19 protein-coding genes and 1 other RNA gene are annotated in these 17,712 nt (G+C 40.2%); 11 read left to right on the top strand and 9 right to left on the bottom strand.

Annotated features, from left to right (window positions below):
* Nucleotides 1-23: 23 nt before the first annotated feature.
* Complete coding sequence (gene mraZ / locus H5186_RS14240) at nucleotides 24-482, bottom strand: division/cell wall cluster transcriptional repressor MraZ (RefSeq protein ID WP_145236856.1); 459 nt, start codon at nucleotides 480-482, stop codon at nucleotides 24-26.
* Between the two features lie 505 nt (nucleotides 483-987).
* Between mraZ and H5186_RS14235 the strand changes: the two genes are divergently transcribed.
* The 7 genes from H5186_RS14235 to H5186_RS22860 all read left to right on the top strand — a co-directional run bounded on the left by H5186_RS14235 (nucleotide 988) and on the right by H5186_RS22860 (nucleotide 7,122).
* Complete coding sequence (locus H5186_RS14235) at nucleotides 988-1,332, top strand: DUF883 domain-containing protein (RefSeq protein ID WP_182718047.1); 345 nt, start codon at nucleotides 988-990, stop codon at nucleotides 1,330-1,332.
* Between the two features lie 6 nt (nucleotides 1,333-1,338).
* The gene (locus tag H5186_RS14230; RefSeq protein ID WP_145236851.1) at nucleotides 1,339-1,788 is read left to right on the top strand and encodes a hypothetical protein; all 450 of its coding nucleotides are present in this window, start codon (nucleotides 1,339-1,341) and stop codon (nucleotides 1,786-1,788) included.
* Nucleotides 1,788-2,045: a hypothetical protein gene (locus tag H5186_RS14225; protein ID WP_182718046.1), complete on the top strand. Its 258-nt coding sequence runs from the start codon at nucleotides 1,788-1,790 to the stop codon at nucleotides 2,043-2,045. The genes H5186_RS14230 and H5186_RS14225 overlap by 1 nt, the downstream gene beginning before the upstream one ends.
* Nucleotides 2,046-2,192: 147 nt before the next feature.
* A complete protein-coding gene (locus tag H5186_RS14220) occupies nucleotides 2,193-5,291 on the top strand; it encodes an EAL domain-containing protein (RefSeq protein WP_182794611.1) in 3,099 nt (1,032 codons plus the stop codon).
* Nucleotides 5,292-5,405: 114 nt separating this feature from the next.
* Complete coding sequence (locus H5186_RS14215) at nucleotides 5,406-6,074, top strand: YoaK family protein (protein WP_182718045.1); 669 nt, start codon at nucleotides 5,406-5,408, stop codon at nucleotides 6,072-6,074.
* Between the two features lie 173 nt (nucleotides 6,075-6,247).
* Nucleotides 6,248-6,718 (top strand): hypothetical protein, encoded by a 471-nt coding sequence (locus H5186_RS22865; protein WP_220493251.1) that lies wholly within the window; start codon nucleotides 6,248-6,250, stop codon nucleotides 6,716-6,718.
* 71 nt (nucleotides 6,719-6,789) lie between these two features.
* Nucleotides 6,790-7,122, top strand: coding sequence for a hypothetical protein (locus H5186_RS22860; protein WP_220493252.1), 333 nt, complete (start codon nucleotides 6,790-6,792; stop codon nucleotides 7,120-7,122).
* Nucleotides 7,123-7,222: 100 nt separating this feature from the next.
* On the opposite strand, the gene H5186_RS14205 is transcribed toward H5186_RS22860, so the two are convergent.
* The 3 genes from H5186_RS14205 to rsmI all read right to left on the bottom strand — a co-directional run bounded on the left by H5186_RS14205 (nucleotide 7,223) and on the right by rsmI (nucleotide 9,414).
* Nucleotides 7,223-7,585 (bottom strand): hypothetical protein, encoded by a 363-nt coding sequence (locus H5186_RS14205; protein ID WP_182794610.1) that lies wholly within the window; start codon nucleotides 7,583-7,585, stop codon nucleotides 7,223-7,225.
* A gap of 549 nt (nucleotides 7,586-8,134) precedes the next feature.
* Nucleotides 8,135-8,513: RNase P RNA component class A (gene rnpB / locus H5186_RS14200), an RNA gene on the bottom strand.
* 43 nt (nucleotides 8,514-8,556) lie between these two features.
* Nucleotides 8,557-9,414: a 16S rRNA (cytidine(1402)-2'-O)-methyltransferase gene (gene rsmI / locus H5186_RS14195; RefSeq protein WP_149980608.1), complete on the bottom strand. Its 858-nt coding sequence runs from the start codon at nucleotides 9,412-9,414 to the stop codon at nucleotides 8,557-8,559.
* Between the two features lie 61 nt (nucleotides 9,415-9,475).
* On the opposite strand from rsmI, the gene H5186_RS14190 reads away from it, so the two are divergent.
* From H5186_RS14190 to dolP, 4 genes are read left to right on the top strand one after another with little or no spacing between them, the layout of a single operon-like run.
* Nucleotides 9,476-11,353, top strand: a complete 1,878-nt coding sequence (locus H5186_RS14190; protein WP_182794609.1) for a penicillin-binding protein activator — start codon at nucleotides 9,476-9,478, stop codon at nucleotides 11,351-11,353.
* 30 nt (nucleotides 11,354-11,383) lie between these two features.
* Nucleotides 11,384-11,755 carry a YraN family protein gene (locus tag H5186_RS14185; protein WP_182794608.1) on the top strand — a complete coding sequence of 124 codons (372 nt, stop codon included), beginning with the start codon at nucleotides 11,384-11,386 and terminating at the stop codon, nucleotides 11,753-11,755.
* A 1-nt stretch (nucleotide 11,756) separates the two neighbouring features.
* Entirely contained in the window at nucleotides 11,757-12,344 is a 588-nt protein-coding gene (locus tag H5186_RS14180) for an SIS domain-containing protein (RefSeq protein ID WP_149980605.1), read from the top strand.
* Entirely contained in the window at nucleotides 12,344-12,910 is a 567-nt protein-coding gene (gene dolP / locus H5186_RS14175) for a division/outer membrane stress-associated lipid-binding lipoprotein (protein WP_145236822.1), read from the top strand. The genes H5186_RS14180 and dolP overlap by 1 nt, the downstream gene beginning before the upstream one ends.
* 510 nt (nucleotides 12,911-13,420) lie before the next feature.
* Here the strand turns inward: dolP and H5186_RS14170 are convergent.
* From H5186_RS14170 to petA, 5 genes are all read right to left on the bottom strand, one after another.
* Entirely contained in the window at nucleotides 13,421-13,861 is a 441-nt protein-coding gene (locus tag H5186_RS14170) for a ClpXP protease specificity-enhancing factor (RefSeq protein WP_145236812.1), read from the bottom strand.
* Nucleotides 13,861-14,487, bottom strand: a complete 627-nt coding sequence (sspA, locus tag H5186_RS14165; protein ID WP_064667929.1) for a stringent starvation protein SspA — start codon at nucleotides 14,485-14,487, stop codon at nucleotides 13,861-13,863. Before sspA ends, H5186_RS14170 begins: the two co-directional genes overlap by 1 nt.
* A 79-nt stretch (nucleotides 14,488-14,566) precedes the next feature.
* Nucleotides 14,567-15,310, bottom strand: a complete 744-nt coding sequence (locus tag H5186_RS14160; protein ID WP_182719666.1) for a cytochrome c1 — start codon at nucleotides 15,308-15,310, stop codon at nucleotides 14,567-14,569.
* Nucleotides 15,307-16,572 (bottom strand): cytochrome b N-terminal domain-containing protein, encoded by a 1,266-nt coding sequence (locus H5186_RS14155; protein ID WP_149980603.1) that lies wholly within the window; start codon nucleotides 16,570-16,572, stop codon nucleotides 15,307-15,309. The genes H5186_RS14160 and H5186_RS14155 overlap by 4 nt, the downstream gene beginning before the upstream one ends.
* Entirely contained in the window at nucleotides 16,572-17,162 is a 591-nt protein-coding gene (gene petA, locus H5186_RS14150; RefSeq protein WP_182719667.1) for a ubiquinol-cytochrome c reductase iron-sulfur subunit, read from the bottom strand. The genes H5186_RS14155 and petA overlap by 1 nt, the downstream gene beginning before the upstream one ends.
* Nucleotides 17,163-17,712: the final 550 nt, after the last annotated feature.

Below are 17,712 nucleotides of genomic sequence, written 5' to 3'. Positions count from 1 at the left end.
TTGTTTGCCTTTTTATTGTGTGATCAGAGCGAAAAATTATCTAAGTCTGGGGTTGATTCAAACTCACCGAGTCGTTCAATTTCGGTATCTTGGCGCATTTGTTCATGCCAACGTTCTTCATCCCAGATCTCAAATTTATTCATCAAACCGACCAACATGATTTTTTTGCCTAAATCAGCATGAGACCGTAACGACGGTGCCAGCAATATTCGGCCATTTTTATCTAATTGGTATTCTGTTGCATTACCTAACAACATCCGTTGCATGCGTCGAGCGCGTGGATTCATATTGGAAATTTTAGCTAAGCGATCTTCTATATCCTGCCATTGCGCCAGTGGATACAACCACAAGCAAGGCTCGTTCAGTGCGACAGTACAGATCACCGTCCCCTGATCTTCAGACAACAGCGAGTCTCGGTACTTAGTCGGTACCGCAAATCGTCCTTTGTCATCCAAACTCAGTGAACTCGCACCACGGAACATAAAAAGCCTACTTTAAAAGTTTGTAATTAATCTGTTTTGATTAATTTGATCCAATTTGATCCACTAAATACCACTTTTTACCACAGTGCTCCAGTTTAGGGCTTGACAAGCTATTTTGTCAAGTCAGCAGAAACCTATAATGGTGTGTTAAAGCCAGAAAAAATAAGGCCTAGCGCGAAGCTACTGAATTACGTGGGAAAAAGTGGATAACATCAAAAAAAATATTTTATTCTGAGATAAAACAAAATAAATAGACTTAAATGATTAATGAATAATCAATGAACAGTTACAAAATATTAGTAGCGAATTGCTGCTTAATAGATCTTGTAAAATTTACGCGATCTTTTTGCAATAGTTACTTTAAACGCTGTTATTTCAAACAAAGCGATTCACAAGATAAAAAACAAACCATTGATTTTTAAGAATTTAAATAAGATCGTAGAAGTGGTACGAAGGCTGCAACAAGTATTACACAATCTAGTTTTATATTTAAGGAACGATTACTATGACTACTTCAACATCAAGTTCAAATTCAGCTGCAAAAACCAGTAAAAAAGTTGATGATATTGCTGCTCACACTGAATCACCATTAACAGACAAAGCAACCTCAGCGGCTCATCTTGCTGTTGATTCGCTGTCTTCAAAGGCTGCAACAGCAGAACAAAGTATTCGTCATGGTGCTTCAAGTTCAGCTGAAACACTCACTGAAAAGCAAAAAATTGCGCGTGAAAAACTGTCTGAATACAGTGGTAAAACTCGTCAATTAGCCTCTGAAAACCCGCTTGCTACAGCTGGTCTTGCGTTTGCTGCTGGTATGCTAGTGACAGCACTATTTCGCCGTAGCAAGTAAGCAATTATGCAACCACATACCGATCCTAAAGATAAACAGCATCAAGCCGCTGATCCTGCACCGCAAAGTGCTGATCAGTGGCAAGATCATCTTGCTAAATTATCTCAATATGGTGAGCAACTTTATCAAGACTATCGCCAACAGGCTGGTATTTGCAAAGAATTAGCGAGTGCCGAGTGGCGACTATCAACTCGCTCTTTGGCATTGACTATTATTTTGCTGGTAAGTTTTGCCGGTGGTTTAGTATTGTTGTGGGCCGGTTTGCTGATCACACTTGGCTTTGCGGTTTTTGCCTTTAGTCAATCAATATGGCTCAGTGCTGTATGTCTAATTGGCTTACAATTGCTTTGTTTAATGTGGCTGTGGAAAAATATTGGTTATATCAGCAGCAAAATTGGCTTTGATAAAACTGCGCACAGCATTAAACAATTACTCAATATAAATAGGGGTGAATAATGCTAATTGATTATTTTATTAAGAAACCAAATCATAAAGTTCGTCACTTAAGTCAAAAAATGAATAGCATCAATGCGTTAAAACAGCAACATCATCAAGCTTTCAACTACCGACTTAAACGCTTTGCAGTATCGAATGTCGGTATTGCCAGTGCCTTTACGGCAGGTGCAGGCTATCAAGCGCTAAATGGTCATAGCCAAAATTCAGCCAATAAAATAAAGCTAAGTCAATTTAGCTGGTTGTTACGTTTGCTATAAATCCTCATAGATACTGAGCTTTGCTCAGCACAATCTTACTCTTCAGAGCTATTACTTTGGTCTTTATTAGATAAACCGCAATTAACCTTATATTATATATGGTTATTTTCAACTTAATTGGCTACAATTTTGTACCAAAAGCCCAGTATGAAGAGTATTGTTATTTTTTCCTCATCGTTACAACATCGACTTTATCGGTTATTTATATTACTGAGTTTACCCGGCATTTTGGTGATCTTATTTAGCCTTTGGCATGCCAAAGAAACCGCACGCCAAGAAAGTCGGCTGCAGGCATTAACGGTTGCCGAACAGCTTGTTGAGCAGCAGACTGAGCTACTCAAAAAAATTAAGACATTTACCACTCAACTTGCTGACTTAAAAGATTTTGCCGCGCCACTACAAACCGGCTGCCCTTATTACTTAGCTAAAATACAAAAACTTCAACCTGAAATTGCAAATATTGGTATCGTCAACATGCAAGGCGACGCGGTGTGTTTATCGCAAGGACGCAAAGAAAATATTAATATTGCCGATCGTGAATACTTTAAAAATGCTGTGGCAACTAAAAGCTTTGCCATTGGCTATTTTCAAAAAGATCGCAGTATCAATTCCCTCAGTTTCAATTTTGCTTATCCACTTATTGATCAGCAGCAACAAGTATATGGGGCAGTAGTAACGGTTGTCACATTAGATTGGTGGAGCCAGATACTTGCCAACTCTCACTTACCCGAAGATGCCATTGCTGTTATAACCGACAACAACGGTCGCATTATTGCAAATTACCCTAACGATCCATCGCTGTTTGGCGAAAATATTAACGCCTATGGATTTAGCTCTGAACTACCTATGCTCAATAGCACAATTGAATTGCAAGGTATTAATCACATTTTACACAGTAAAACCATGTATACCGATGAAACTAAAAATAGCCTAAATGTCTATGTTGTCATGCCATTTAATAACGCAATTCAAGCTGCCAACCAACTATTTTTTATCACATTAGCTGCATTTACATTGATGATTATTGGCCTGTCTATATTTGCTCATAGCCAATTAAAGCGCAACGTATTAACGCCCATAGCACAACTCACTCTGACGATTAAAGAGCTTGCGCAAGGGTTATTACCAAAACAGTTTTCTTTAAATAGCCCAGAGCTGAATACTCTCTATCAACATTTTAAAGCGATGGCGCAAACACGTCTGACGGCAGAAGCGAGTGTCAAACGCCAACATGACGAATTGAGTAGTTTATTAAACGCTTTGCCTGATACCTACATTCGGATCAATGTTCACGGTGATGTACTGAACTTAGGTGGGCAAATTTCACAGTTAAATTTACCTGTGTATACACGTTCAAAGTTACACCTTCGCGAGCTACTTGGTGAAGAAAAAAGTAAACAGTTACTTCAGCATTTGCCCTGCAAAAATAAAACTAGCCAATTTGAATTAACAATCAATAACAGCGAAGTCGAGCAAGTATTTGAAGCGCGGATCAGTGCCAAGCATAATAGCAACGAGTACACTATTGTATTGCAAGATATCAGCCAGCGAAAAAACGCTGAAAAAGCGTCTCATCTGGCCTCATTGGTCTACTCAAATAGCAGTGAAGGAATGGCCATTACCGATCCAAACGGCATTATCTTAGATGTTAACCCGGCTTTTTGTGAAGTAACCCAATACAGTAAAAATGAAATCCTGGGCAATACCACCGCTATCTTAGCTTCAGGCAAGCACAGCAAAGCGTTTTATCAAGAAATGTGGCTGCAATTACAAGAGACTGGCCGTTGGCAAGGTGAAATAATTAACCGTCGTAAAGATGGCGAGTTATTCACAGAGTGGCTTACTATCGATACTGTATACAATGAGCATTCTGAAGCGCAGCGCAGAGTCGCGATTTTTACCGATATTACCGCTAAGAAAGCAGCCGAAGATCTGATATGGCATCAAACTCACTTTGATCATTTAACCAATCTACCTAATCGAATTGAGCTTAAAGAGCGCTTAAATCAGCGCCTCAACAACGCCTTAAATCCTAATGAGCCACTGGTGATCATGCTACTTGATCTTGATCATTTCAAAGACATAAATGACACCTTAGGCCATTTTTATGGTGACGAATTACTTAAGTTGATCGCAATTCGTTTGCAACAAGAAATTGTTGATATTGAGTTTATTGCACGTATTGGTGGCGACGAATTTGTCATTGTGCATGCCAAGCTAGTCACTGAAGAACACATTAAAAAAGTAGCCAACGATATCCTCAATGCCATGACAAAAGCATTTATACTCGAAGGCGAAGAACTACACATAGCAACCAGCATCGGCATCGCTATTGCACCAATCGATGGCGATAGCTCAGAGCTGTTATTAAAAGCCGCAGACCAAGCCATGTATAAAGCTAAACAAAGTGGTCGTAACTGTTTTGAGTTTTTCAATCACAACTTACGCGAGCAAGCACAAGCGCGTATGGATTTACTCAAAAATATGCGCTATGGCATTGAACAAAAACAATTTGATCTTTATTACCAAGCAATCGTTAACCTAGATTCTGGGCACATTCATAAAGCAGAAGCACTATTGCGCTGGCGCCACCCGACACGCGGCGTAATTAGTCCCGCTGAATTTATACCTTTAGCCGAAGAGTCTAGATATATCAACCCATTAGGACAATTTGTATTTACTCGCGCATTACAAACGCTAACAGTTTTACGAGCCCAGGTTGATGCCAACTTTCAACTTAGTATTAATGTCTCGCCAGTGCAATTTAGTTGCCTTGATAGCGGTATTGATCAGTGGCCAGCCTTGCTAGAAGCCGCCAATTTACCACCGAGTGCAATTGTTAGCGAGATCACCGAAGGGTTAATGATCGCACCAGAGCAACTCACCCAACAACGCCTGAAAGCGCTGGTAAAATCGGGTATGGAACTCGCTTTAGATGACTTTGGCACCGGTTATTCATCGCTTGCCTACTTGCAACAAATGGACGCAGATTATTTAAAAATTGATAAATGTTTTGTTGATAACATTCAAGCCGACAATCAAGATCTCGCGTTATGCAAAGCAATTATCACTATGGCACATCAATTTGGTTTAAAAGTGATTGCCGAAGGCATTGAAACACCACAGCAGCAGCAATTATTACTTGGTATAGGGTGTGATTATGGCCAAGGCTATTTGTTTGCAAAGCCATTACCCGAGCAGGAATTTTTAGCACTGGTAAGCAACCAATCCACAACAGCTACCTAAATATTGCTGATCCAGCACACACTATGCTATGCACTGAAAATTTAGCTAGCTATTGTTTAATAAATAACGAACTGATACGTTACCAAACAGATTTTATTAAATTAACTGTTAGCCGTGATTTCAAAATTACCTCGTTGGGTAGAATATGGATCGTTTTTACTTGCGCTTGTTGCTGGGCTTGTTAATTCGATAGGGTTACTAGGGTTCAAACATCAATCAATTTCCCATCTATCAGGCACTGCAACACTCCTTGGCACAAGCCTTGTTACCTCCCCCGTTACTGATGTATTACACCTAGCTCTTATCCTACTGAGTTTTTTGGCTGGTGCGGCGATCTCCGGCGCTTTTTTGCAAAGTGGTGCATTAAAACTCGGCCATAACTACAGCAGCTTGCTGTTATTTGAAGCCATGCTGTTAGCAAGCTCAGTGTATTTTTTATCGAATGACTCTGTAAACGGGCACTATTTAGCATCCGCAGCCTGCGGCTTACAAAACGCGTTAGCCACCACTTACAGCGGCGCAGTTATTCGCACCACCCATGTTACCGGTATTTTTACTGATCTAGGGCTAATGCTTGGCGCTAAATTAAGAGGCGAACCCTTTGATAAACGCAAAGCACTGTTGTTTTTACTGATCATCTCAGGATTCATTTGCGGTGGCACATTAGGTGCTTATGCATTCCAGTTTTATAAATTTAATGCACTCTTTATCCCCGCCACCATCTGCCTAGTATTAGCCGTTAGCTACTCAGTGTTTAAAGCGATTAATAGTAAAAAGACGTAAGTCATACGCAAAAAAATCAACCAAAGTTAATATGTATTAACACTACTAGATAGGAAGTAGCTTAAACAACTAAACTGATTATTTACTCGTAGTACCTTAAAATGTAAATTGATCTACAACAATAAATATTGTTCTCTATTTCAACAAGTAGAGATGGGTATCAAGGATGATGAATGCTGCACTGTAAATTTAATGAAGACGATTCAATTTGTTCTACAATCGACTACGAAGAAAATCCAGATAAATATAGAGGTTTAATTTACTGTATAGATTGTGGCGAAAAAGCTTGGTTTACAAAAGGCTATGAAACTCAAAAGATAAGTCGTATGGCTTGTTTTGGTGCAAAGCACAAAGAAGGTTGTAACGCTTCTACTGTTGAGTTTGTCTCTGATGATCCTGACAATGATGAAGATGAAAAAAATCAAAACTCAGGCATACGTGTTGATTTAGATAAAGTAACCTCTCAATCTATTTATGTTTCAAATGACAATAATAAACATGGTGATGAAGAATCTGATTGGAAAGGAAAATCTAAAAGAAAAATTATTGGTAACTCTGATGGTTTCCCTTTAAGTAAATCTTTACGTCAATTATTAACTAACTTATGTAGAAATAGTGATTATGGTGATGAAAATCAACAATAACTATTGTCGCTAACTCGGGACGTGTAGTTGTTGAGGGAGATTTAAGAAGTAATTTAGTTAGAATAGAAGATGTGTCTAGAGAGCACATTGGTAAGGACTATATTTTTTGGGGGAAGATAAACAACTTAAATATAGATAAAAAAGGTACTCTATGGCTTAATTACGGCGATAACCTTTTAGAGCCCAGTATTGCTTTAAATTCCAAGCTTAAAGAACAGGTATTGGTTAACTTTAAGTTGAAAGAGGTATCCGAGTTAGATGGCTCAGATGTAATAATTGTAGGGCACGTAGGCTTTTCACCTCAAGGGAAAGCCATTATAAGCACGGGTTTCACGAAATATATGTCTTTTAGAAGAGTAACAGTGAAATACCCTCAAAGCGGTTGGCCACTACTAATTAGTTAGTTGTACTAGCTCAGGCTTGTTCTGATAGCTGCATATTCATTGTGACTTTCAGTCAAAGTTTGAGCTAAGCATCTTTCGTACTAAAAAATAAACTCATTACTTAAATTGCATCAATTAATAGCTTTTCTAGCTTTATCATAAAAGCATTCAACTTATGAGGTTTATGCTCTAACAAAAATGTCGGATACTCAGGTTTATCTATAGATCCATTTGTAGTTTTAGTTGATGATAGATCTGTAAAGGGGAATTCACTCAATATCAGTTTTTCAATTTTTTCGTTTAAACCCAATGATTGGCCTACTTTTGTTGAACCTATCGTAACTTGAATTTCGTTAGAACCACGAACATACTTCCCCAAACGATTAGACGGGTAACCGAGTTTAGTTAACTCTGCCAATGATTCAATTGCGTCCCATCCTTTATTTTCTTTGATGTGAAAATTTTGAAGTTCTATATTATACATTTACTCACCCTCTGTTTTACTTAAAATCTAAATATAATAGTTACAACTATCAGTATAGAATATAACCCTAAATTATTTTTAACTTAAAACTAGACATAATTAAAACCTAAAAGCATTAACCACCTCTTTTAACCTTCCAAACTAGCGCTACAATGTGTATTTATCAGTTATCCCACCTTTTGATAATTCATGGCCTACTATTTGCTGAATTAGGGAAAGAGCAAACGCGTGGTTATTACGGATGTTACTAATAAACAGATGTCTAAAGCGGTGATAGCTACGCAATTCATCCAACTTATTCACATTAGGAATATCAAGCTCTACAACCAAACGACCGAACCAATTAGTAATACTCTCAGCCGATGCTATGTTTACACGATCAAAGAAACTAAGACTTTATCAGGGCAGATCACATTTCTGATATCTAATTTCTGACATCTGATTCCTGATTTCTATATATCAACGCGCTGCTCGAAACTCGACGCCCGTAGCCCCGAAACACAGACACAAAAAAGCCCGCAGCGTTAACTGCGGGCTTTTTTATTGAATGAGTGAGTCAGCCGTATAAGCCGGGTTCTGTCCTTTCCGAAGAAAGTGATAATCATTCGTCTAGGCCATAAATCGCTCTATGGCTCAAGCAACCTACCCGGTTCTCACGTGGGCCACGCGTTCATTATTTAAAATGATAGAACCCTATTTGGTCTTGCTCCGGGTGGAGTTTACCTTGCAACCAACTATTGCTAGTGGCCCGGTGCGCTCTTACCGCACCCTTTCACCCTTACCAATCCGAAGATTGGCGGTCTCCTCTCTGCTGCACTTGTCGTAGGCTCACGCCCCCCAGCCGTTAGCTGGCACCCTGCCCTATGGAGCCCGGACTTTCCTCCCCCTGCGCATTTTCGTTGCAGGCAGCGATCATCTTGGCTGACTCGGCGCGCAGTATACCTGAGCTGGATTGTATGTGCAGTAAAGATTTAGCCTTTTTCGTCAATAATTGTTTTATAAAGGGCATTTTTCTTCATGCCAAAATAATCAGCGACAATTCCACAGGCTTTTTTCATTGGCATTTCATTCTCAAGTAACGCCAACATTTTACGTGCTTCTGGCGGAATATCATCAACCTGCTTTGGATTACCAGGCAACATTAGCACTATTTCGCCGCGCTGTTTGGTTGGATCGTCGGTTAAAAACTGTTTAAGTTCACTTACTGTGCCATTAAAAAATGTTTCAAAGGTTTTGGTCAACTCTTTAGCAAACACCACTTGTTGCTCACTACCAAGCGCTATCTCCAAGTCATCTAAACTTGCCATGATGCGATGAGTACTTTCGTACATAATGCTGGTTATATTGGAATTAACCGCTTCAATAAAAAAGTCTTGGCGAGCTTTGCTTTTTGCTGGGGTAAAACCAATAAACTGAAAACGATCTGTTGGTAAACCTGAACAACATACAGCTGTTATGGCGGCGCATGCTCCTGGTATGGGAGTGACATGTGCGCCTTGCTCTCGGCATAAATTAACAACCGCATAACCAGGGTCACTAATTAGCGGCGTGCCTGCATCCGAAACTAGTGCTATATTTAAACCTTGATTAAGTTGATCAATAATTTGTTGCGCTTTTTGCTTTTCATTATGGTCGTGCAAAGCAAAGGTTTTAGCTTTAATACCAAAGTGACTAAGCAACTTACCGGTATGGCGCGTGTCTTCAGCAGCGATTAAGTCAACTTGCGATAAAGTCGCGATTGCACGCTGGCTTAAGTCGTCATAATTGCCGATTGGGGTGGCTACAATGTAAAGAGTGCCGATTTTCTGTGAATTCTCCTCATTTAACATTGAGGTCTCCTGCGTCAGTCAGTAATATAAGCAAATCGCGTTAACGTATTGGGAAATCATTGTGCGACTTAAACTTGTTAGTCTATTAATCATATTGTCAGGGTTATCGGCCTGTAGTACAACCGAAAAACCGACTAAAACCAGTGAAAACCTCAGTTCAGCTAATAGCGCATCACAAATTCAAGCGACTGACGCACAATCTATGTACCAAATAGCCTTAAATCGCCAAGGCGCTGATAAAATCCAACTTCTTTATAGTGCACGTGATGCTGCGATCGCAGAGCAACAATGGCCACTGTTAGAGCAAATTAGTACTGAATTAGAACGTACTCCAAGCGTCGACCAAGTGCAAAATAAACTGTACATCGCTTTTGCGCAAATGCAACAAAACAAGAGTACTCAGGCTCTTGAGATGCTAGCCAGTTTAGACAATCAATTGACTCAACCGGAGCATTTTGCTTGGCATCAATATTTAACCGCCAGTGTGTATGCATCACAAAATTTGCCTAAAGAGGCGATGACCTACTTCTTTCGTGCCTCTGAAACCGCCAGTAAAAATAACTTAACGATTCCACAGCTCAACAAAGACCTGTGGCAAAATTTACAACAATTATCATCGTATGCTTTAGAGCGCTTTAATCGCGGCTCAGTGATACAACAAGGCTGGGTAAACTTAGCGCTCTATCACCAAGTATATTTAGGTGCTCCAGTTGAGCTTGATCAAGCAATTAATAATTGGCAACGCCGTTACCCTGGTCATCCAGCAATCGCCGTGTTGCCAAAAAAAGACGCTGAGTTAATTGCTGCTGAACCACTGAATATTGAGCGCTTAGTTGTTTTATTACCCCAATCAGGTGCTAATGAACGCTTAGGTGATGCCTTAAAAGCTGGCGTGTTAGCGGCACTAGATAGTACATCTATTGCTGAAACCATTTTTATTGATGAAATGCTTAGTTCTGCTGAGCTGTCTGCAAAACTGCTCGAAATTAATCCTGACTTTATAATTGGGCCGTTACTCAAAACGAGTATCGATAAGCTAGTTGCAAGCAAAGCATTACAAGATTACCCAGTTTTGCACTTAAATACCTTTGATGGTGAGCGCCAGTCTCCTCAGCATTACTTCTTTGCGCTTAACCCGGAGCACGAAGTACAGCAAGCACTTGAGCACTTTTTAACGGCTGGTTATCAAAAACCTATGCTGCTGGCGCCAAATAATAGTTCAGGCCAGCGTTTAGTTGATTTTTTCAACCGACAATGGCAACGCTATAGTGAAACCACACCAGAAGTTGGGCTTTATAACGATAAAAAAGATATGCCAACAACCATTGTTAACCTGCTCGAAGTAGATAAATCAAAAGAACGCATTGCGACCGTTAAGTCATTATTTAGACAAGAAGTAGAGAGTGAAACTCGCTCTCGTCGCGATATTGATGTTATTTATATTCTCGGTGATGCTATCGAAACTCGCTTGATTAAACCTTATTTAGATGTAAATGTGAGTACCTTTGCTGATCGCATTCCACTGTATGCCAGTTCAAAAAGTCATAGCAAGCAAATCGATAGCACCGATAAAGGCGATCTCGATGGTTTGTATTTTACCGAGTTACCATGGATGCTTAGTGGGCAAATAAAAGATCATGCCTTACGCCAGCAATATAATTCGCTGTGGCCAGAACAGGCTGATATAAGTCAGCGTTTATTTGCCATGGCCTATGATTCAGTTGCTATGCTAAGTAATATCACACAATTGAGTATGCTCCCCGGTAAGCGATTTAATGGCTTAACTGGCCAATTGAGTATTACCAGTGATGGGCAAATTAATCGCCAACTTAATTGGGCGCAATACAAAAATAGACAAATCCAAGCGGTACAGCTAGCAACATCAGCACCGTTACCATTATTTATGCAATCAGCTACCAACCGATCATACAGTGAGTAGCTAAAAGCAATATAAAACAAGGATGTTGTGATGTCGTGGTTTAAACAACTGTGGCAAAATAGCCGAGAGAAAGGCCAGTATTACGAGCTACAAGCGCAAAAATACTTAGTGTCGCAAGGGTTGATCCCATTAGAGCGTAACTATAACTGCCCCTACGGGGAGCTAGATGTAATAATGCGCGATGGCAACACGCTAGTGTTTGTGGAAGTGAAATTTCGTAGTAGCTATGTTAAAGGTGGAGCAATCCACGCTTTAGGTAAACAAAAGCAAGAACGTTTAAAACGCTCTATTTACCATTATTTAGCAACGAAAAAGCTTAGTGATCAAGCAATAAGAATCGACTTTGTCGCAATAACTGGCGACACATCGCAAAAACTTAATTGGATAAAAAACGTATTTTAATATGCAAGATACTATAAAAGAGATTTTTACAGAAAGCATTCAGGTGCAAATAGCCGCCGGTGAAGTACTTCCTAGCGCCTTAGAAGCCGCTGCATTTACCATAGCGCAGAGCCTAATCAATGGTAATAAGTTGATTTGTTGTGGTACTGCCAGCTGCCACATGCTGGCCCAACATATGGCTGGCGTATTGATCAACTACTACGAAACCGAACGTCCTTGTTTACCGGCAATTGCGCTATCACAAGAACATATCAATCTTGGTCCAAGTAACCAAAGTGACGACCAAGAAACCTTTGCCCGTCAAGTACGAGCGTTTGCTCAACAAGGTGACTTACTATTGGTTTTAGCAATCAATGGCAACGAAAAAAACATCATATCGGCAGTCGAAGCCGCACTCACCAAAGACATGAAAGTTATTGTTATGGTTGGTGATGACGGCGGTGAGCTAGTAGGTTTACTCGGTGCCAATGATGTCGAAATTCGTGTTCCGTCAAAACGTCCGAGCCGCATCATAGAATCTCACTTGGTTAATCTTCATTGTTTAAGTGAACTCGTCGACTTGACCCTATTCCCACAGGAAGAAAGCTAATGTTGAAACAATCTCTAATTGTTATTAGTACAGTACTATTATTACAAGGCTGCGCTGCTGCAGTTGTTGCAGGTACCGCTGGTGCCGTTACCGCAGCCAACGATCGTCGTACTCTTGGTTCGCAAATCGATGATAGTAATATCGAAATCAAAGCTGGGGTCGCAATAAACGATGTACCTCGCCTTGCTGATCATGCCAACATCAGCGTGATTAGCGTTAACGGCATTGTATTGTTAATAGGCCAGGTTGCAACTCAAGAAATGAAAGACGAGGCTCAGCGTACGATTGAGGGCTTACCTGCTATACGCAAAATACATAACCAAATTCGTATTGGTTCTAACATTAGCATGAGCACCCAGACCCATGATTCTTGGTTAACCTCTAAAGTAAAAACACAATTACTTACCACCGACAACATCAGTAGCAACAACATCAAGGTAGTAACTGAGAATGGCGAAGTATTTTTAATGGGCTTAGTATCAGATGCAGAAGCAAACACCGCTGTAAGCGTTGCTCGTAATGTATCGGGTGTAGAACGCGTTATTAAGGTATTTGAATATTTGTAAAGGTATCAGGTTCTAGGAATTAAAAGCCTTGCAGTTGATATCGCAAGGTTTTCTATACCTGTAGGCGGGAGCTTACCTCACGCACCTCCACTAAAAAACGCGGGGTAAACCCGCTGCTACAACAATCAACCTTAACCTTCGTCTCACAACTCGTCGCTCGTAAACTTTAACTAATACCAATCAACTTAAATATTTAACCATTCTAGCGAGCTAAATAAAGCGCTAACTGCGTTATAATTTTTTCAAGTAGAACAATTACATGTCAAAATTTACGCCTTGTTATCACTGTATTTATCTGTCGCTATAAATGGTCAGTAACTTAACACGATTGGTATAAATCTGCGTGGATAAAGCCCCGCCTACAATAAATCCAAACACCCATGCCAACCCCGTAGCCCTTAGTTTACCTAGCACCTTTTACCTTTTACCTTTTACCTTTTACCTTCAGTCTACTTTTATACAGGCATAAAAAAACCGCTTAATCAGCGGTTTTTATCAAACAATTACATATTACTTAATAACACGTAAGTGTGAGCCTTTTTTCTTTTCAGGCTTAGAAGGAGCTGGCTCGTCAGGTAATAATTCATCTGCGATATCAACACTTTCTAACTCAGCTGCAAACTCGTCTTCATCTTCTAAAAACTCATCTGCAGTAAACACAGTGCCTTCACCGTTTTCGCGGGCATAGATAGCAAGCACGGCACCAATTGGCACGTATACTTGCATTGGCTGACCACCAAAGCGGGCACTAAAGCTTAACTGCTGATTATCCATTGAGAATTGTGTGACAGCTGATGGGCTAATATTCAACACAATTTGTCCATCTTGAACAAACTGTGTTGGTATTTGCACGGCTGGAAAATCAGCATTAACCACTAAATGCGGTGTACACTGATTATCAACAATCCAATCAAAGAAAGCACGAAGTAAATAAGGACGATTAGGCGTCATTACAAACGGATCTCGCGCTCAGTTTCAGTAAGAGAAGCTTGGAATGATTCACGCTCAAATAAACGGATCATATATTCTTTCATCTCTTTAGAACCTGCACCAGTTAGCTCAATACCAAGCTCTGGTAAACGCCATAGTAATGGTGCTAAGTAACAATCAACTAAACTAAACTCTTCACTCATAAAGTAAGGAGCTTCAGTAAAGATTGCTGAAACAGCAAGTAAAGCTTCTGTTAGTTCTTTACGCGCTTGCGCTGATTCAGCGCCATTAGCATAAATTTTAGCAGCAAGGCTGTACCAATCTGTGTCGATGCGATGCATCATTAAACGGCTGCGGCCACGCATTACCGGATAAACAGGCATTAGTGGAGGATGAGGAAAACGTTCATCAAGGTATTCCATGATGATGTTTGCCTGATATAAACCAAGCTCACGGTCAATCAGTGTTGGCACTGTACCGTAAGGGTTAATTTCATGAAGTGCTTCTGGCAGGTTGTCCTTTTCGGCCAGATGAATATCTACACTTACGCCTTTTTCAGCAAGTACAATGCGTACTTGATGGCTATACATACAGTTAGCACCAGAAAAAAGGGTCATTACAGGGCGCTTATTGGCAGCTACGGCCATGCCTACCTCCATTAAATAACAAAAACAGCAAAAGGGGCTTAAGCCCCTATTGCAAAATTACCTTTAAATATGTTCAAAATTAATGAACATCTCTCCAGTATTCTTTCTTCAACATGAATGCCAAGATAAATAGGATAACTAAGAATCCGATAACCTTGATACCTAACGCTTCTGATTCAAGACGTGAAGGTTCACCCACGTACTCAAGGAAGTTAGTTAAGTCACGAGCCGCTTGATCGTACTCGTCTACACTCATTTCGCCAGTCCCATCTGTTTCAGTACCAATAACTTTAGTCACAGTGTGACCATGTTCTTCGACTTCTTCAGTAATAGGCGTTGGTAAACCTTGCAGTTCTTGCAAAACGTGAGGCATACCTACCGATGGGAAAACAATATTGTTAACTCCAAACGGACGAGATTCATCTTTATAAAATGACTTTAAGTACGTGTAAATATAATCCGGAGATTTTACACGTGCAATTAGAGTTAGATCCGGCGGAGCCGCACCAAACCATTTTGCTGCATCATCTTTAGTAATTGCGTTAGTGATATGGCTACCAACTTTTGAACCGTCAAAAATTAACTGCTCAAGGCCAACGGCTGTTGGAATACCGATATCACGGAAAGTACGCTCATAACGCTGATACTGCATTTGGTGACAACCAAGACAGTAGTTCATGAACAACTTTGCACCACGTTGCAACGAAGGCTGATCAGTTAGGTCATTACCGGCTTCCATTAATGGAACCGATGGACCTGCCGCCATTGCCGGCAATACGTTTATTGATAAAGCAAATAAACCGATAATTAGCTTTTTCATCATTTCGTTAACCTCTCTGGCAATGGCTTAGTTTTTTCATTCTTACTGTATACAAACAACAGTACGAAGAACATAAAGTAAGTCACAGTACAGATTTGTGAAATGATCGTCTTCATATCAGTTTGTGGAGTTGCACCCACCCAACCAAGAAGCACGAAAGTAACAACAAAACCTGCGATGTTCCATTTATGGAAGCCACAACGGTAACGAACCGATTTCACTGTGCCACGGTCAAGCCAAGGTAATAACGCCAGCACTACAATCGATGCACCCATCGCAGCAACACCAATTAGTTTATCTGGGATTGCACGTAAGATTGCATAGAATGGCGTAAAGTACCAAACTGGGAAAATATGTTCAGGTGTTTTAAGTGGGTTTGCCGCTTCAAAGTTTGGTCCTTCAAGGAAGAAACCATTCATCGCAGGCATAAAGAACACCACCCAACAAAACAAGATTAAGAAACCAACCACACCCACAATATCTTTTACTGTGTAATAAGGATGGAACGGAATCGCATCAACAATATCTTTCTTGTCAGTGTAATACTCATGGAATTTAAATTTAGGCTTATCTTCTTCAGCAACAGAGCCTTTCTTACGCTTGATCTCAACACCGTCAGGGTTATTTGAACCCACTTCGTGCAGTGCCACAATGTGTAAGAATACTAAAATTACGATAACCAATGGTAAAGCAATAACATGTAATGCAAAGAAGCGGTTAAGCGTTGCACCTGATATTACATAATCACCACGGATCCAAAGTGTTAAGTCATCACCAATAACCGGAATAGCCCCGAATAGTGAAATGATTACCTGTGCACCCCAGAATGACATTTGACCCCATGGTAATAAGTAACCCATGAATGCTTCAGCCATTAACGCTAAGAAGATAAACATACCGAATAACCACAGTAATTCACGTGGTTTTTGGTAAGAACCGTAGATCATGCCACGGAACATATGCATATATACAACGATGAAAAACGCTGATGCACCTGTTGAGTGCAAATAACGTAGTAACCAGCCGTATTCTACATCACGCATGATGTATTCTACTGAAGCGAATGCGCCCTCAGAAGACGGAACAAAGTTCATCGTTAACCAAATCCCGGTAAGAATTTGGTTTACTAGTACTAACATGGCCAATGAGCCAAAGAAATACCAGAAGTTAAAGTTTTTCGGTGCTGGATACTGTGCAATATGCATGTTCCAAACACGTGTCATTGGGATACGGTCGTCTATCCAACCAATAATTTTACCGAACATTAGGCTACCCCTTTTTCTTCGCCCACTAAAATAGTGGTATCATCAAGAAATGTGTAAGGTGGTATTTCTAAGTTTAACGGGGCAGGTACCGATTTAAATACACGGCCAGCCATATCAAATTTAGAACCGTGACATGGACAGTAGAAACCATCATCTGTTCCCTCAACCTTTTCACCAAAATTACCTTGGAAAAAGCCAGGTGAACACCCTAAATGCGTACAAATACCTACCGCGAGAAATATCTCAGGGCGTAATGAACGGAAATCATTGGTTGATGATTCTAATTGTTGTGGCTCTTGCGATTGCGGATCACGAAGTTGACCTTCGTGTTCTTTCATCTGCTCAAGCATTTTAGGGGTTCGTGATACAACCCATACAGGTTTACCACGCCACTCGACACGTATTAATTGTCCCGGCTCAAGTTTGCTGATATCTACTTCTACAGGCGCACCCGCAGATTTAGCTCGCTCACTTGGATTCCAAGACGCAATAAAAGGAACAGCAGCCCCAGCCGCACCAACACCACCTACAACAGAGGTAGCTATGGTTAAAAAGCGACGTCGGCCATTGTCTACAGGCGCATTGCTCATCCACTTATCTCCACTATGATTCTCAACACTTGCTATATTGAGAACATCAGTTACAGCAGGTTAATTTTTCGAAATTTTAAAATAGAAGCGATCATAATTAAAACCCTTGATTAAAACAAGGTTATTAACAGCCTCATGCTCGAATAATCCCGACTTTATCAACTAATTGACTAAGTTAGCTCGAGCATAGAGCCGTTTCTATGATATGACTTTTACAAAAACAATATACTGACCAAGATCAACCTCACTAAAAGGAAGCAGATAAACTGCACATGGTGCTGTTGAACTCACTCACATTACTTGCCAGACAATTGTAGCAAAAAAATTCATCAATTAACTGACGGATTTACACTTATTACGATAATTATTGAACTTTTTTTAAAGTTATACGCAACAAAGGCAGTAGCAGGTTAATTATTAGCCGCATATTTGATACGAGTTTGCTTATGTCTGATAAAAAGTGCGAGTTTGCTTATGTCGATAAAAAGTGCAAGTTTGCTTATGTCTGATAAAAAGTGCAAGTTTGCTTATGTCTGATAAAAAGTGCGAG

Source organism: Pseudoalteromonas sp. SG41-2, from assembly GCF_014164535.1.
In the GTDB taxonomy this organism is placed as follows: Bacteria; Pseudomonadota; Gammaproteobacteria; order Enterobacterales; family Alteromonadaceae; genus Pseudoalteromonas; species Pseudoalteromonas rhizosphaerae.
This window is presented reverse-complemented; position numbering and strand designations above follow the sequence as displayed.

Excerpts from the sequence above, each read along its gene's own strand:
- mraZ (WP_145236856.1), bottom strand. The coding sequence starts at position 482 with ATGTTCCGTGGTGCGAGTTCACTGAGTTTGGATGACAAAGGACGATTT.
- H5186_RS14235 (WP_182718047.1), top strand. The coding sequence starts at position 988 with ATGACTACTTCAACATCAAGTTCAAATTCAGCTGCAAAAACCAGTAAA.
- H5186_RS14230 (WP_145236851.1), top strand. The coding sequence starts at position 1,339 with ATGCAACCACATACCGATCCTAAAGATAAACAGCATCAAGCCGCTGAT.
- H5186_RS14225 (WP_182718046.1), top strand. The coding sequence starts at position 1,788 with ATGCTAATTGATTATTTTATTAAGAAACCAAATCATAAAGTTCGTCAC.
- H5186_RS14220 (WP_182794611.1), top strand. The coding sequence starts at position 2,193 with ATGAAGAGTATTGTTATTTTTTCCTCATCGTTACAACATCGACTTTAT.
- H5186_RS22865 (WP_220493251.1), top strand. The coding sequence starts at position 6,248 with ATGCTGCACTGTAAATTTAATGAAGACGATTCAATTTGTTCTACAATC.
- H5186_RS14205 (WP_182794610.1), bottom strand. The coding sequence starts at position 7,585 with ATGTATAATATAGAACTTCAAAATTTTCACATCAAAGAAAATAAAGGA.
- rsmI (WP_149980608.1), bottom strand. The coding sequence starts at position 9,414 with ATGTTAAATGAGGAGAATTCACAGAAAATCGGCACTCTTTACATTGTA.
- H5186_RS14185 (WP_182794608.1), top strand. The coding sequence starts at position 11,384 with ATGTCGTGGTTTAAACAACTGTGGCAAAATAGCCGAGAGAAAGGCCAG.
- H5186_RS14180 (WP_149980605.1), top strand. The coding sequence starts at position 11,757 with ATGCAAGATACTATAAAAGAGATTTTTACAGAAAGCATTCAGGTGCAA.
- dolP (WP_145236822.1), top strand. The coding sequence starts at position 12,344 with ATGTTGAAACAATCTCTAATTGTTATTAGTACAGTACTATTATTACAA.
- H5186_RS14170 (WP_145236812.1), bottom strand. The coding sequence starts at position 13,861 with ATGACGCCTAATCGTCCTTATTTACTTCGTGCTTTCTTTGATTGGATT.
- sspA (WP_064667929.1), bottom strand. The coding sequence starts at position 14,487 with ATGGCCGTAGCTGCCAATAAGCGCCCTGTAATGACCCTTTTTTCTGGT.
- H5186_RS14160 (WP_182719666.1), bottom strand. The coding sequence starts at position 15,310 with ATGATGAAAAAGCTAATTATCGGTTTATTTGCTTTATCAATAAACGTA.
- H5186_RS14155 (WP_149980603.1), bottom strand. The coding sequence starts at position 16,572 with ATGTTCGGTAAAATTATTGGTTGGATAGACGACCGTATCCCAATGACA.
- petA (WP_182719667.1), bottom strand. The coding sequence starts at position 17,162 with ATGAGCAATGCGCCTGTAGACAATGGCCGACGTCGCTTTTTAACCATA.